The sequence below is a fragment of the Mesorhizobium sp. M0601 genome (assembly GCF_040320845.1).
GTDB lineage: Bacteria > Pseudomonadota > Alphaproteobacteria > Rhizobiales > Rhizobiaceae > Mesorhizobium.
Map to the genome: position 1 here is coordinate 109,285 of NZ_JAMYQK010000002.1, position 14,390 is coordinate 123,674.

Annotated in this window: 11 protein-coding genes; 4 read left to right on the forward strand and 7 right to left on the reverse strand. The window is 63.6% G+C overall.

The window, feature by feature from the left end; translation table 11 throughout:
- Window positions 1-38 precede the first annotated feature (38 nt).
- Window positions 39-695 (forward strand): class I SAM-dependent methyltransferase, encoded by a 657-nt coding sequence (locus NKI41_RS03015; protein ID WP_352681557.1) that lies wholly within the window; start codon window positions 39-41, stop codon window positions 693-695.
- On the opposite strand, the gene NKI41_RS03020 is transcribed toward NKI41_RS03015, so the two are convergent.
- Together NKI41_RS03020 and pgi are read right to left on the reverse strand one after the other, a co-directional pair.
- A complete protein-coding gene (locus NKI41_RS03020) occupies window positions 679-1,401 on the reverse strand; it encodes an HAD family hydrolase (protein ID WP_352448533.1) in 723 nt (240 codons plus the stop codon). The genes NKI41_RS03015 and NKI41_RS03020 overlap by 17 nt on opposite strands.
- Before the next feature lie 5 nt (window positions 1,402-1,406).
- Window positions 1,407-3,050, reverse strand: coding sequence for a glucose-6-phosphate isomerase (gene pgi / locus NKI41_RS03025; protein ID WP_352613841.1), 1,644 nt, complete (start codon window positions 3,048-3,050; stop codon window positions 1,407-1,409).
- 255 nt (window positions 3,051-3,305) lie between these two features.
- Here pgi and pdxR point away from each other — a divergent pair, with 255 nt between their 5' ends.
- The 3 genes from pdxR (at window position 3,306) to NKI41_RS03040 (ending at window position 7,926) form a co-directional block, all read left to right on the forward strand.
- Window positions 3,306-4,799: a MocR-like pyridoxine biosynthesis transcription factor PdxR gene (gene pdxR / locus NKI41_RS03030; RefSeq protein WP_023676815.1), complete on the forward strand. Its 1,494-nt coding sequence runs from the start codon at window positions 3,306-3,308 to the stop codon at window positions 4,797-4,799.
- A 192-nt stretch (window positions 4,800-4,991) separates the two neighbouring features.
- Complete coding sequence (locus tag NKI41_RS03035) at window positions 4,992-6,581, forward strand: trimethylamine methyltransferase family protein (RefSeq protein ID WP_352681333.1); 1,590 nt, start codon at window positions 4,992-4,994, stop codon at window positions 6,579-6,581.
- 115 nt (window positions 6,582-6,696) lie between these two features.
- Window positions 6,697-7,926 (forward strand): aromatic ring-hydroxylating oxygenase subunit alpha, encoded by a 1,230-nt coding sequence (locus tag NKI41_RS03040; protein WP_352681335.1) that lies wholly within the window; start codon window positions 6,697-6,699, stop codon window positions 7,924-7,926.
- A gap of 46 nt (window positions 7,927-7,972) precedes the next feature.
- On the opposite strand, the gene NKI41_RS03045 is transcribed toward NKI41_RS03040, so the two are convergent.
- The 5 genes from NKI41_RS03045 to NKI41_RS03065 form a co-directional block, all read right to left on the reverse strand.
- Window positions 7,973-8,371 carry a hypothetical protein gene (locus NKI41_RS03045; protein WP_352469996.1) on the reverse strand — a complete coding sequence of 133 codons (399 nt, stop codon included), beginning with the start codon at window positions 8,369-8,371 and terminating at the stop codon, window positions 7,973-7,975.
- 116 nt (window positions 8,372-8,487) lie between these two features.
- Entirely contained in the window at window positions 8,488-9,876 is a 1,389-nt protein-coding gene (chrA, locus tag NKI41_RS03050; RefSeq protein WP_352681337.1) for a chromate efflux transporter, read from the reverse strand.
- On the reverse strand, window positions 9,873-10,706 hold the full coding sequence (locus NKI41_RS03055) for a chromate resistance protein ChrB domain-containing protein (RefSeq protein ID WP_352681339.1): 834 nt from the start codon (window positions 10,704-10,706) through the stop codon (window positions 9,873-9,875). Before NKI41_RS03055 ends, chrA begins: the two co-directional genes overlap by 4 nt.
- Before the next feature lie 319 nt (window positions 10,707-11,025).
- Entirely contained in the window at window positions 11,026-12,831 is a 1,806-nt protein-coding gene (locus NKI41_RS03060; protein WP_352469993.1) for an IlvD/Edd family dehydratase, read from the reverse strand.
- 237 nt (window positions 12,832-13,068) lie between these two features.
- A complete protein-coding gene (locus NKI41_RS03065) occupies window positions 13,069-14,253 on the reverse strand; it encodes an Mrp/NBP35 family ATP-binding protein (RefSeq protein ID WP_352469992.1) in 1,185 nt (394 codons plus the stop codon).
- Between the last annotated feature and the right edge of the window lie 137 nt (window positions 14,254-14,390).

Consider the following 14,390-nt stretch of genomic DNA (forward strand, 5'->3'; position numbering starts at 1 on the left):
GTTCGCGCCCGGACCCGGCACAGTTCATCCGGGCGAACATGCGGATCGCCCCCGTGCCCGCGCTTCCCGAAATTCGGCTTTACACCGCCCATCCGGGAAGCGGGCTCAGGCGGCTTCTCGAATGGAACCAACATGCGACCGAAGAAGACGGACCTGAACCGGAGCCACCGTACTGGGCCTATGTCTGGGCCGGCGGCGCGGTGCTCGCCCGCTACATATTCGACCGGCCGGAGACCGTGGCCGGCCGTCGCGTGCTCGACCTCGGCGCCGGTTCGGGTCTCGTCGGCATTGCAGCGGCAAAAGCCGGGGCAAGCGCGGTCGTCGCGGCCGAGATCGATCGCAACAGTGTGGTTGCGCTCGGCCTCAACGCGACTGCGAACGGCGTCGCTATCATGATCATTGGCGAAGACATCACCAGCGGTCCGCCGCCACCGGTGGATGTCGTGGTGGTCGGCGACCTGTTCTACGCCCATGATCTCGCCGGCCGGGTCGTCCCCTTCCTCGACCGCTGCCTTGCAGCCGGCATCGCCGTGCTGATCGGCGATCCGGGCCGCGCCTATCTGCCCCGCTCGCGGCTTCGCCTGCTGGCCGAATACGAGGTGCCGGATGTCGGCGAAGGCAGGAATGCGGCGATGAAACCGAGCGGCGTGTTCTCGTTCGGACCAGCTAGCTGCGAGTCTAGACTGTCTCGCTGACCCGCGCCGAAAGAAAATCAGGCAGGTCGGCCACCGAATCCAGAATGACGTCGGCTATCTGGGACAGCGATTCACGTGTGCCGGTGCCGGACAGCACGCCGACCGCCAGACCGCAGCCGCCCGCCCGCGCCATTTCAAGATCGTGACGGTTGTCGCCGACCATGGCGATTGCCGAGGGCCTGAGCCCCGTCAGATCAGAGAAGGCAAGGATCGTATCCGGCGCCGGTTTTGGATTGGCCACCGCGTCGTAACCATAGGCGGCGTCGAAAAGCTGCGCGACGCCCAGCGTGACCAGGGTCTTTTCCGCGCCGCTGGTCGAGTCGTTGGTGGCGACACCAAGCCGGTAGGATTTTCTGTGAAGCAGGCCAAGCGTCTCGACCACGCCCGGCAGCGCCACCGCCATTGCCGATCCTTGCGCCGAGGTGATGGCGTTGAAGCGGGCGACGGCAAGCATCTGGTCCTCGTCGGACAGCCGTGGAAACCACAGCTCGACGACGTCCATGTTGGTGCCGGAGGCAAAAATCGAATCCGGCTTGAAGCGCTTGGTGGCGAAGTCGAAGCCCGCCGCCGCAAGCAGCCTGTCTGCTTTCCAGCGATCGCCTTCGGCCGCATCCATCGCCATGAAGTCGGCGATGCCCAGCCATGTCGCGTTGAAATCTACGAGCGTGCCGTCCTTGTCGAACAATATTCCCTTGATGTCCGCCAAGCTTTTCACTCCGGGCCGCGCAAGCGGTGGATGTATTCCACCAGTCCAGCAGTCGAGGCATCCCGCTTTGCGGCGTTCTCCTTGCCTTCAACGACGGGCAGCAGCCCGGTCGCCAGTTCCTTGCCGAGCTCGACGCCCCACTGGTCGAAGGAGTTGATGTTGAACAGCGTGCCTTCGACGAAGACGCGGTGTTCGTAAAGCGCAATCAGCCGTCCGAACGTGTGGGGGTCGAGTTTCCTGTAGAGGATCGTCACTGAGGGGCGGTCGCCGGAGAAGACGCGGTGCGGAGCAATCCTGTCGACATCGGCCGGCTTCATGCCTTTCGCCAGCATCTGCGCTCGGGCTTCCTCAAGCGTGCGGCCCTTCATGAAGGCTTCCGACTGCGCCAGGCAATTGGCAAGCAGAAGGTCGTGGTGATGCTTCAGTTCCGGCTCGTGGCCGACGGCAGCGGCGAGGAATTCGACCGGAATGAAATCGGTGCCCTGATGCAGAAGTTGGAAGAAGGCATGCTGGCCATTGGTGCCGGGCTCGCCCCAGACCAGCGGGCCGGTCGGCGTCGTTACAGCGCCGCCGTCCAGGGTGACGCTCTTGCCGTTCGATTCCATGTCGAGCTGCTGCAGATAGGCCGGCAGCCTGGACAGACGCTGATCGTAGGGGATGACGGCGCGAGCGGGGTATTTGCAGATCACGCGGTGCCACCAGCCAACCAGCCCCATCAGCGCCGGCAGGTTCTTCGCCAGCGGGGCGGTGCGGAAATGCTCGTCCATCTCATGGGCGCCGTCGAGAAAGGCGCGAAAATCCTTCGGGCCGATGGCGATCATCACCGGCAGACCGATCGCACCCCAGACGGAATAGCGCCCGCCGACCCAGTCCCAGAAGCCGAAGACGCGATCGGGCGCGATGCCGAATTTGGCGACCAGGTCGAGCGCCGTCGAGACGGCGGCGAAATGCTTGCCGACCGCTTCCTTGCCGAGCGCCTTCTCGACCCATCTGCGCGCGGTTTCGGCATTGGTCATCGTCTCGACCGTGGTGAAGGTCTTGGAGGCGATGATGAACAGGGTGGTTTCGGCGGAAAGACCCTTCAGCGTGTCGTGGATATGGGCACCGTCGATATTGGATACGTAATGCGCGCGCGGCCCGTCATGATAGGGCGCCAGCGCCAGCGTCGCCATGGCCGGGCCGAGATCGGAGCCGCCGATGCCGATGTTGACGATGTCGGTGATCTTCTTGCCGGTCGCGCCGGCCGCCTTGCCGGAACGCACCGCGTCGGCGAAGGCACCCATCGCGTCGAGTACGGCAAGGACTTCCGCCTTCACGTCCTGGCCGTCGAGCACGATGCCCTTGCCGGTCAGGTTGCGCAGCGCCGTGTGCAGCACGGCGCGGCCTTCAGTGACGTTGATCTTCTTGCCGGCAAACATCGCGTCGCGCCGGCCTTCGAGGTCAGCGGCCTCAGCCAGTTTCTCCAGCAACTCCATAGTCCGCGCATCGACCGCGCATTTCGACCAGTCGAGCAGCAGGTCGCCGTCACTGGCGGAGAATTTCTCGAAGCGCTGCGGATCGGCAGCGAAAGCCTCGCGCATCGAGCCCGATTTGGCCGCACGGTGATCGCGCAATGCGTCGAGCTGCTTTTGAAAGGACGATTGATCCACTGCTTCGCTCCGGTCTCTTGAGATGCATCTTATCAGGCCGGATGTTTCCGGCGCGTGTCGTCGCGGCAAACTATCGGGTCGAATCCCATCTGTTTCAATGCGCAGCGATGCCGCAGCGCAGCGTGGGCCGGCTCAAAGGATCACTGGCATAAATCCCAGCGATCAGAAAAATTGATTGGCGCAACACCTTGTGCCACCGGTACATTCGACTGGTCCAGCCATGTGAAAAAAGCTGGCCATCGAGGAACATCTCCCATGCCACAGCGAAACGACACGGCCATTTGGTCCGGCCTGTTCCGGATTTCGGCGGAATCCGGTCAGACCCTGCAGGCGCAGATCCGCCAGGCGATCGTCGCCGCCATCCTCGACCGGCAGATCGCGGCTTCCATGCCGCTTCCGTCCTGCCGGATTCTTGCCGAAAAACTCGGCGTGGCGCGCGGCACCGTGGTGCTGGCCTTCCAGCAACTGGTCGACCAGGGCTTCCTGGTGGCGCGCGAGCGCCGCGGCCATTTCGTCAATCCCGAAGTGCTGGCGACGCCGGCCAAGCCGCATCAGAAGGCGCCCGACCAGGCCAACGAGATCGACTGGAAGGCGCGTCGGCAGATCGCGGCGAGCGACATGCCGCCGCCGGCCAAGCACGACAACTGGATCAAGTCGTCATACCCCTTCGTCTATGGCCAATTCGACCCGGCGCTGTTCCCGACCGCCGAATGGCGCGAGTGCAACCGCATGGCGTTGGCGGTGCTCGAAATCCGCAACTGGGCATCCGACATGGTCGACCGCGACGATCCGCTCCTGATCGAGCAGATCCAGGCACGGCTGCTGCCGCGACGCGGCATCTTCGCCAATCCGGACGAGATCATCGTGACGTTGGGCGCGCAGAACGCGCTTTACATGCTGGCGACGCTGTTGATGACCAAGGGCTCCAAGGTGGCGATGGAGGACCCGGGCTATCCCGATGCACGTTCGATCTTCCGGCTGGCCGGCGCCGAGATCCAGCCGGTTCCGGTCGACCACTCCGGCATCGTAACCTCGGCCATTCCCAATGATTCCGGCTTCGTCTTCGTCACGCCCAGCCACCATTGCCCGACCATGGTGCCGCTGTCGGCAGAGCGGCGGCAGGAGCTTTTGGCGCGCGCCAACCGGCACAACCAGATCATCATCGAGGACGGATATGACAGCCAGCTCCTGGACGAGGCGCCGCAGCAGGCGCTGAAGAGCCTCGATCGCTCCGGCCGCGTCGTCTATGTCGGCTCGATGTCGAAGACGCTGGCTCCCGGCCTCAGGCTCGGCTACATCGTCGCCTCGGCCGGGCTGATCTCCGAGCTTCGGGCGCTACGCCGCTTCATGCTGCGCCATCCGCCGGCGAACAACCAGCGCGCCGTGGCGCTCTTCCTGTCGCTCGGCCATCACGAGGCGCTGGTGCGGCGGCTGTCGAGCGCCTTCGACGAGAGGCGCAAGCGTCTGGTCCATGCGATTTCCGCCTTCCTACCGGAGTGGCGCTCGACCGATTCGGCCGGCGGCACGTCGCTCTGGCTCGAGGGGCCGCGCGGCACCGATTCGCGCGGACTGGCGGAGGCCGCGGCCTCGCGCAGCGTCATCATCGAGCCTGGCGACCGCTTCTTCGACCGCACCGAAAAGCCATCGCGTTTCATGCGCTTGGGCATTTCCTCGATCGCGTTGCAGCACATCGAACCCGGCATCCGCGAACTGGCGACGGCAGCTGGACGCAGGCCGGCAGCGGCCTGATCTCCCTTCCCCGACCGGAGCCTGGCGCATGTGGTGCGGCTCCGGTTCTTTAGCTCCTTGGCATATTCGACGGGACCGGCTGGCACATAGGCTGTGCCAATGCCGGCGGCATAGTCGCTGTGTAGAGGGACGAAGCAGGCCGATGGTGGACCAACCGCCGCGAGTTCCTGCCGATGAAGGTGGAGTGCTTCCATGCCAGTGGCTGTCGAACAGCAGGACACGTCGGCGAACCGTCGTCCACAGCGCTCCGGTCTTCGCGAAACAGGACATGCCATGCGATCAGCTCCTCTGATGGAGGACACCGGACCACGACACCAGGCCATCGAGAGCGGCAGCTACGGGCCGCTGCGCGGGGATGACTGCGAGCGCATCCACGAGGGCGTGCTGACGCTCCTGGAGACGGTGGGTTTCGCCAATGCCATCCCTTCCTGCATAAAGGTGCTGACCAAGGCGGGGGCGGTCCATGGCGACGACGACCGTGTGCGCTTTCCGCGCGCGCTAGTGCTCGACACCATCAAGCGGGCGGCACGACATTTCACACTTCATGGCCAGGACGCCAGGCACGACATGGTGGTCCAGGGCAAGCGCGTGCACTACGGCACGGCAGGTATCGCCGTGCACCTGGTGGATCTGGAGAAGCGCGAGTACCGCGAATCCAAGCTGCAGGACATTTATGATGCTGCCCGCATCGTCGATGGGTTGGACAACATCCATTTCTTCCAGCGGCCGATGGTGGCGCGCGACATCGCCGATCCGCTCGAGATGGATTTCAACACGCTCTATGCCTGTGTGATGGGGACATCGAAGCACGTCGGAACATCCTTCACCGTGCGTGAGAACGTGAAGCCGGCGCTTGAAATGCTGTACGCCATCGCCGGCGGCGAGGAGAATTTCCGTGCCCGGCCATTCGTTTCTAACTCTAACTCATTCGTCGTGCCGCCGATGAAGTTCGCCGAGGATGCCTGCGGCGTGCTCGAGGCTTGCGTTGAAGGCGGCATCCCGATCCTGCTGCTCTCGACCGGCCAGTCCGGCACCACAGCACCCGCGGCGATGGCCGGCGCCGTCGTGCAAGCGGTGGCCGAAGTACTGGCCGGCCTGGTCTATGTCAATGCGCTCAAGCCGGGCCATCCGGCGATCTTCGGCGCCTGGCCGTTCATGTCGGACCTGCGTACCGGCGCCATGGCCGGCGGGTCGGCCGAGCAGTCGGTGGCAACCGCGGCCTGCGCCCAGATGGCGCAATTCTACGATCTGCCCGGCGGCTCGGCCGCTGGCATGACGGATTCGAAACTGCCCGACATTCAATCCGGCTACGAAAAGGGCATCACCAATGTGATGGCCGGCCTCTCCGGCCTCAACCTCGTCTACGAGGCGGCCGGCATGCATGCCTCGCTGCTCGGCTTCTGCCTGGAGAGCCTGGTCATCGACAACGACATGCTCGGTCATTGCCTGGGCTGCGCACGTGGCATCGACGTGACTGACGAGGCCCTGTCGATCGACAGCATCACCGAGGTCTGCCTCAAAGGCCCAGGCCACTATCTCGACAGCGAACAAACGCTCAAGCTGATGCAGACCGATCATCTCTATCCCGCCTTCGCCGATCGTTCCTCACCGAAGGAATGGAACGAAAAAGGCCGACCTGATATATTGCTGCGTGCGATCACCGAGAAGAAACGCATTCTTGCCGAACGATTTCCGCGCCACGTGCCAAAACAGGTCGACGACAGATTGCGTGCCCGCTTCGGCAGCCTGATCCACCTGCCGCGCACGCATATGGGCGGCTGACCGGAGACGAGTTCGTGCAGCCATACAGCCACCACCCAGAGCCAATTCCGGACGGAAAACCGCTTCACAGTTTTCCTGGAATTGCCCCAGGACCAACCATCGGGCAGAACGACAAATGACTGCGCATCCTATCCTGCAAGCCCACACCGACGGCGACGCGATCGATCGGCTGGTGGCGTCTCACCGGCCCGGCCACGGCCTGGTGCGTGCCTTCTATCATGACCCGGCGATCTTCGAGCGCGACATGGAACGTGTCTTTCGCCGCCACTGGCATTGCCTGGCCCATGCCAGCGTTATCCCGAACCCCGGCGATTTCGAGCTGTTCAAACTGGGCGACGAGGCGGTCATCCTGACGCGCGGCATGGATGGCACGGTGCATGCCATGCTCAATGTCTGCCGCCACCGCGGCGCCGAGGTCTGCACCAAGGAGAAGGGCAACGCGAAGATGTTCGTGTGTCCCTACCACGCCTGGACCTATTCCAATGACGGGTCGTTGCGCGCTGCCCGCCTGATGCCGAAGGATTTCGACCGCACGGCGCACGGGCTGAAGAAGCTTCATGTCCGCGTTGCCTCCGGGCTGGTTTTCATTTCCTTCGCGGAGACGCCGCTCGATTTCGATCCAATCGAACAGTCGCTGCGCACAAGCTGCGGCCAGTATGGCTGGGGCGACGCCAAGGTGGCGTATCGCCAGTCCTATCCGCTCGACGCCAACTGGAAGCTCGCCGTCGAGAACTATGTCGAATGCTACCATTGCGGGCCGGCGCATCCGGAATATTCGCAGACGCATGCGCTGGAAAAGCCGGCCGAGATGATCGAGCAGCTCAACGCGGCGATGGAGCAGCGCACCTGCGCGCTTGGCATCGAGATCGGCAGCGCCAACCGCTGGCAGAACTCGGCGGCCGGTCAGGAAGCAATCCATACCTTCCGCTATGCGCTCTATGATGGCGTTTCGAGCGGCAGCCAGGATGGCTCGCCGGTGGCCCCGCTGATGGGCCGATTCACCGACTATGACGGTGGCGTCACCTCTATCCATCTCGGCGGCACGACCTTCCTCGTGTGCTATCCCGATCACGGCATGATCTACCGCTTCATCCCGAAAACCGCGGGCACCTGCGAGATGGAGCTGATCTGGCTGGTGCGCGGCGACGCGGTCGAGGGCCAGGACTACGATCTGGAGAAGCTGACCTGGCTGTGGAAGGTCACCACCCAAGAGGACAAGAAGATCATCGAGCACACAGCGCGTGGCGTGCGCTCGCACTATTTCGTGCCGGGGCCGATCGCGCCGATGGAATACAACGAACTGCGCTACATCGGCTGGTATCTTGAGGAGATCAGCCGGGCTTGATCGACTCGGCTGCCGCGGGGGGATCCGGCAGATCTTGCCTGTCGCGTCATTCCGCGCTGAGCCCGTATCGGTCGACGACTTCGGCGTTGATCAGCTTGGCATGCAGCGTCATCAGCACGATCTGTGCGTCGAAGCTGTCGCCGGCCTCAAGTGCCGCCTCGATGCGGCGCTCGGCTTCCAGCGTCCGTTGATGGCCATTGGCTTGCTCGAAGGTTTCGGGACCCGCGATGCAATAGCTGCACAATTGTGCCACCGACGCATAGATGCCCGGCGGCGGCTCGTCGGGCCAGTGATCCTTCATCAGATTGACGATCGTGAGTTTTACCCCCTCCGGCACAAGGGCGGGATGCAGATCGGCGCCGCGCAATGCATCGTCGAGCTGCCTCAAGTCGCCCGAGCGACCGAACATTCCAAGGAAGCCGAGGGAAGAACGCCGTTGCGCCATAATGGTCCAACCGTTCCCAACCAGTTAGGTGGTTCACAAGCGGAATACAAAGGCAGCGGCATCCAAGCGTCGCGTTTAAGTAGATTCAGGCGATGCGCTTCAAGTCCTTGCAGGCATCAGCTACTTACCGCCAGCAACAAGACACCGGCCAGCGCCGATCCGGCAAGCGTCGGCAGGATACCGATCTTCAGCTTCAGAATGGCGATCATCGAGGCACAGGAAAGCAGCGCCGCGCGCCAGTCTATCGATGAAAGCACCGGCACGTCCATTCCAAGCCCGACATTGCGCACTTCGCCGAAGATGACGTGCAAGCCGAACCATAGAGCGAGATTCATGATGACGCCGACGACGGCGGCGGTGATCGCACCGAGCGCCGCCGACAGCGCCTTGTTGCCGCGCAGCGCTTCGATGTAAGGCGCGCCAAGGAATATCCATAGGAAACATGGGGTAAACGTCGCCCACAGCGTGAACAGCCCGCCAAACAGTCCGGCAACCAGCGGCGCCAGCAAGCCCGGCTGGCGGAACGCGGCAACGAAGCCGACGAACTGCAAGACCAGGATGAGCGGACCCGGCGTGGTTTCGGCAAGTCCAAGGCCGTCGACCATTTCACCGGGTGCCAGCCAGCCGAAGTACTCGACCGCTGCCTGCGCGACATAGGCAAGGGCTGCGTAGGCGCCGCCGAAGGTGACGACCGCCATGACACTGAAGAAGCCACCGATTTGCGTCCAGACGCTGGCAGGGCCGGTGAAAGCCCAGACCAGCAGAACAGGCCCCAGCCAGATCGGCAGCCAGATCGCCAAAGTGCGCGGCGCGTGCCATCGCGTCGGCCTGACGTGGGTCAGTTCACCGCGCTCGAACATCAGATCCACCGCGCCCTTGATGTCGGGAACATCGCCCTTGCCCTGCGATGCGGCTGAAAAAAATGCCGGCGCACTACGGTTGCCGATCCAGCCTGTCAGGCCGGCAAGCAGGACGATCAGCGGAAACGGCACGTTCAACGCGTAGATGGCGATGAAGGCGGCGAGTGCGATCGACACCATGATCGGGTTTTTCAGCGCGCGTCTGCCGATCCGGATCACCGCCTCGATGACAATGGCGAGCACGGTCGCCTTGACCCCGAAAAACAGCGCCGCGACGAGTGGTACATCGCCATAGAGCGCATAGAGGCTGCTCAGGACGAGCATGACAAGCGCGCCCGGCACGACGAAGAGAATGCCGGCAACAAGGCCGCCGGCCGTTTTGTGAAGCAACCAGCCGATATAGATGGCGAGCTGCTGGGCCTCGGGGCCAGGCAGCAACATGCAGTAGTTCAACGCATGCAGGAAGCGCTGTTCGCCGATCCAGCGCCGTTCCTCGACCAGTTCCTTGTGCATGAGCGCGATCTGCCCGGCCGGCCCGCCAAAGCTGAGCACGCCGATTTTCGCCCAGACCTTCACGGCCTGCCGGAAGCTCGGCACAGCGGGCTCCTGAATCTCCGCCGGCTTTTTCGATAGGACGGCGCTCACGATGGTTTGCCCGCGCTGACTGCGCCGGCGGCCGGCCAGTTATGCGTCTCCTCGGTGGCATCGCGGCACCAGCGGAAGAACATATCATAGAGCAGCATGCCGGCCTCGAGCTGCTCCAGATCGTTGCGAAACATCCGTGACAGGCCAAGCGAGGCGGCCAGGAACCCGGCCGCCTGTGGAACAAGATCGAGGCTCGCAGTATCGGCGGCGCGTATGATCGTGGCCAAGCGATCGAGTGCTTCGGATTTAAGCCCGAACTCCTCGATCATGGTGTCGAAGGTGCAGCGTTCGCCGCGATGGCTCCAGAACACGTTCTCAATGTCGAAAGGCACGGCCTGAAAGCGATCGGCGACGGCCGACACTTCGGCCGGCTCGACGAAGAGAAAGACCGCGTGAGGATCGATGAAGCGCCGAATCAGCCAGGGGCAGGCGATGCGGTCGACCTTCGGGCGCGTACGCGTCACCCAAACGGTGCGGCCCTTGGCATCGCGGGGCGGTATCTTGCGGGCGTCAACGAGAAGGCCCTTGGCATCGCGCCACGCTTCAAACCCGCCGTCGAGCGATTCGGCGGCAACGCCCTCGTGGCGCAGCCATGCGGCCACGCCTTGCGAGAGCTTTTTTCCCTGTTGGCAGACGACTGTCACTTGCCAGCCGGCGAAGTCGGCAGCCCAGTTCGAGACACTCCTGAAATCACGCCGATCCGACGCCGGCAGCAGTCGCGGGTCGGCGTTGTAGTCATCGTCGATGCGGACATCGATGATCGCGGGTGCACCCGGCAGACCAATCAGACGGGATAGTTGCGGTACGGTGATGGTTGTTGTCGACGGCATGGCGTCCACCTCCTGGAAAGAGAAGCTTGGACGCGAACATTGGGCTGACGCCTCACGGGGTCGTCGCGATTAACCCCTTGCGATGATCGTGGATTTGTCGCGCTCGCTTGTCAAGCATTGCCGTTCTCGCGGGAGCAATCGCTGTTGACAAATGACCGCGTCCAACCCTGTGCCGGGCATTTCTGCCCATTATCGGCAGGCTATCGCAGGTGGAAAGCCGAGGCTTTCGCTCTACGATGTACCCCCACCCTACCCCTCCTGGCGCTGACCTCGGCAAATTGCCTGCACCGGCGGCTGGCTCATGCGACGGATCCTGGTGTCAGTGATTGTCCCTCGGCACCCCGTTTGTATGCGCCACATCCTGGTATTTCACCGCCGGCTTCAGCACCATGCCTTCGGAAAACTGGTCGACCATGCCACGCTGGATTTCCTGCCACGGCGTCTGGTGCTTCGGATACTGATAGCCGCCATTGTTGTGCAGCTCGGCGCGCCGCCGCGTGATCTCGTCGTCGCTGACGAGGATGTCGGCGGTGCCCTTGCGCAGATCGACGCGGACGCGGTCGCCGGTCTTCAGCAGCGCCAGCCCGCCGCCGATGGCGGCTTCCGGCGAGGCGTTGAGGATCGAGGGCGAACCCGACGTGCCCGACTGGCGGCCGTCGCCGATACAGGCCAGCGCGTGGATGCCCTTTTTGATCAGATAGGCCGGCGGCTGCATGTTGACGACTTCGGCGCCGCCCGGATAGCCGATCGGGCCGGCGCCGCGCATGAACAGGATGGTGTGCTCGTCGATGCCTTGTGCCGGATCGTCGATGCGGGCGTGATAGTCCTCGGGCCCGTCGAACACCATGGCGTTGCCCTCGAAGGCTTCGGGGTCCTTCGGGTTCGACAGATAGCGCTCGCGGAACTCGGGCGAGATGCCGCTGGTCTTCATGATCGCCGAATCGAACAGATTGCCCTTGAGATTGATGAAGCCGGCATTGGCTTTCAGCGGCTCGGCAACCGTGCGGATGACGTCGAGGTTCTCGTTGACGGCGCCCCTGCAATTGTCACCGATGGTCTTGCCATTAGCTGTCATGGCTTCCGGATAGGGCAGCAGGCCACCCTTCATCAGTTCGGCGACCACGGCCGGCACGCCGCCGGCATGGTGATAGTCCTCGCCGAGATATTCGCCCGTCGGCTGCAGATTGACGATGAGCGGTATGTTGAGGCCGACCTTCTGCCAATCGTCATTGTCGAGCGGCACGCCGAGATGGCGGGCGATGGCGTTGAGGTGGATCGGCGCGTTGGTCGAGCCGCCGATCGCCGAGTTGACGACGATGGCGTTCTCGAAGGCCTTACGGGTCATGATGTCGGACGGCTTCAGATCCTCATGCACCATGTCGACGATGCGCTTTCCGGTCTCGTAGGCGATCTGGCCGCGCTCGCGATAGGGGGCGGGGATAGCGGCCGAGCCCGGCAATTGCATGCCGAGCGCCTCGGCCAGCGAATTCATCGTGGTGGCGGTACCCATCGTGTTGCAATAGCCGGTCGACGGCGCCGAGGAGGCAACGATATCCATGAACTCGTCATAGCCAATCTCGCCGGCCGACAGGCGCTGGCGCGATTCCCAGACGATGGTGCCGGAGCCGGTGCGCTTGCCCTTGTGCCAGCCGTTGAGCATCGGGCCGACCGAAAGCGCGATAGCCGGAATGTTGACGGTGGCCGCGGCCATCAGCATGGCTGGCGTCGTCTTGTCGCAGCCGATGGTGAGCACTACGCCGTCAAGCGGATAGCCGTAGAGCACCTCTACCAGGCTGAGATAGGCAAGGTTGCGGTCAAGTGCAGCAGTCGGCCGCTTGCCGGTCTCCTGGATCGGGTGGCAAGGGAACTCGAAAGGGATGCCACCCATCGAGACGATGCCTTCGCGCACGCGCTTGGCCAGTTCGATGTGATGGCGGTTGCAGGGCGACAGGTCCGAGCCGGTCTGGGCGATGCCGATCAGCGGCTTGCCGGACATCAGTTCGGCCCGCGTCAGCCCGTAATTCAGGTAGCGCTCCAGATAGAGTGCCGTCATGCCCGGATTGTCGGGATTGTCGAACCACTCCTGCGAGCGAAATTTCTTCTTGTGGGTGGGGGCGCCTGCCATCGTGGTCTCCGTATTTGTATGACAAATCGATATGACAACGCGCGGGAGCAGGCAAGGGGCACGCGCCATCCGAATCCGCTCTTTGGTACGAAAGACATACATCTGCCTCCGCGCCAGACGGGATCGTGGTTTGTCAGCCCGCCATCCCGGAGAGTTGGAGCGCGTCGCCGCGGACCCTACCTGACCCTTCCGGCCACCCTCCCCCTCAAGGGGCCCACTTGGGGAGGGACATCCGCATCACTCGAACACGATGCTCGGCACTGCAGCCTCGGCCGCGCCGCGCTCTTCATTGACGCGGTCCCAGACCTTGGCGGCGATGTCGCGATAGATTTTCGCCTCAGCGCCATCCGGCTTGGAGACCACCACCGGCGTGCCGGCATCGGAGCTTTCGCGGATGCCCATCTCGAGCGGCACTTCGCCAAGGAAGGTGACGCCGAGACGCTCGGCCTCGCGGCGGGCGCCGCCATGGCCGAAGATGTCGTAGCGTTTTCCCGTATCGGGGGCGAGAAAATAGCTCATGTTTTCGACGATACCCAATAGCGGCACGTCGACCTTTCTGAACATGTTGAGGCCTTTGCGCGCATCGATCAGGGCCAGGTCCTGTGGCGTCGAGACGATGACGGCGCCGGCCAGCGGCACCTGTTGGGCCATGGTCAGCTGGGCGTCACCGGTGCCGGGCGGCATGTCGACGACGAGCACATCAAGCGGTCCCCATTCGACCTCGCGCAGCATCTGCGTCAATGCCGACATCACCATCGGCCCGCGCCAGATCATCGGCGTCTCCTCATCGACGAGGAAGCCCATCGACATGACCTTGAGGCCATAATTCTGCATCGGCTTCAGGATCTTGCCGTCGACGGTCTGCGGCCTGCCACGAATGTTGAGCAGACGCGGCATGGAAGGGCCATAAATGTCGGCATCGAGCACCCCGACCCGCAGCCCGTTGGCGGCAAGCCCAAGGGCGATATTGACGGCGGTGGTCGACTTGCCGACGCCGCCCTTGCCGGAAGCGACGGCGATGATCGCTTCGATGCCGGGTACGCCGCGCTTGCCCTGGCTGTGCGAGGCGGGCGCCTGCGGCGTGGGACGCGCAGGTGCGGCCGGCGGAGCGGGCCTCTGAGCCGGTCTTTGCGGAACCGGCGCCTCCATGCCGCCGCCCTTCTTTTCCGCCGTCAGCGCGACCACGGCGCCGGCAACACCGGGGATCGCCTTGACGACACGTTCGGCCGCCGCACGCAGCGGTTCCATCTCCTGGGCACGGGCAGCGGGAACGGTGATCGAAAAGAACACCTTGGCATCGGCAATGAAAATCTCGGAAACCAGGCCGAGGTCGACGATATTGCCGGTGAAATCCGGCCCATTGACCGTCTTCAGGCGCTCGATAACGATTTCCTTGGTCACGTTTTCATTGGCGGCGGGCATGAGTTTTTCCTCTACTTTTCCGCTCCAGATAATGCAGTTCCGGAACAGAACCAAGCGATGGACCACCAATTGCAGCGGCGTATCGGGGAGGCAGCGAGCATATGACGGCATTTCCAGTGGGAGCAGCCGTCGCCAAA

Coding starts and splice junctions, on each gene's coding strand:
- NKI41_RS03015 (WP_352681557.1), top strand. CDS start 39: ATGCGGATCGCCCCCGTGCCCGCGCTTCCCGAAATTCGGCTTTACACC.
- pdxR (WP_023676815.1), top strand. CDS start 3,306: ATGCCACAGCGAAACGACACGGCCATTTGGTCCGGCCTGTTCCGGATT.
- NKI41_RS03035 (WP_352681333.1), top strand. CDS start 4,992: ATGCCAGTGGCTGTCGAACAGCAGGACACGTCGGCGAACCGTCGTCCA.
- NKI41_RS03040 (WP_352681335.1), top strand. CDS start 6,697: ATGACTGCGCATCCTATCCTGCAAGCCCACACCGACGGCGACGCGATC.
- NKI41_RS03045 (WP_352469996.1), bottom strand. CDS start 8,371: ATGGCGCAACGGCGTTCTTCCCTCGGCTTCCTTGGAATGTTCGGTCGC.
- NKI41_RS03055 (WP_352681339.1), bottom strand. CDS start 10,706: ATGCCGTCGACAACAACCATCACCGTACCGCAACTATCCCGTCTGATT.
- NKI41_RS03060 (WP_352469993.1), bottom strand. CDS start 12,831: ATGGCAGGCGCCCCCACCCACAAGAAGAAATTTCGCTCGCAGGAGTGG.
- NKI41_RS03065 (WP_352469992.1), bottom strand. CDS start 14,253: ATGCCCGCCGCCAATGAAAACGTGACCAAGGAAATCGTTATCGAGCGC.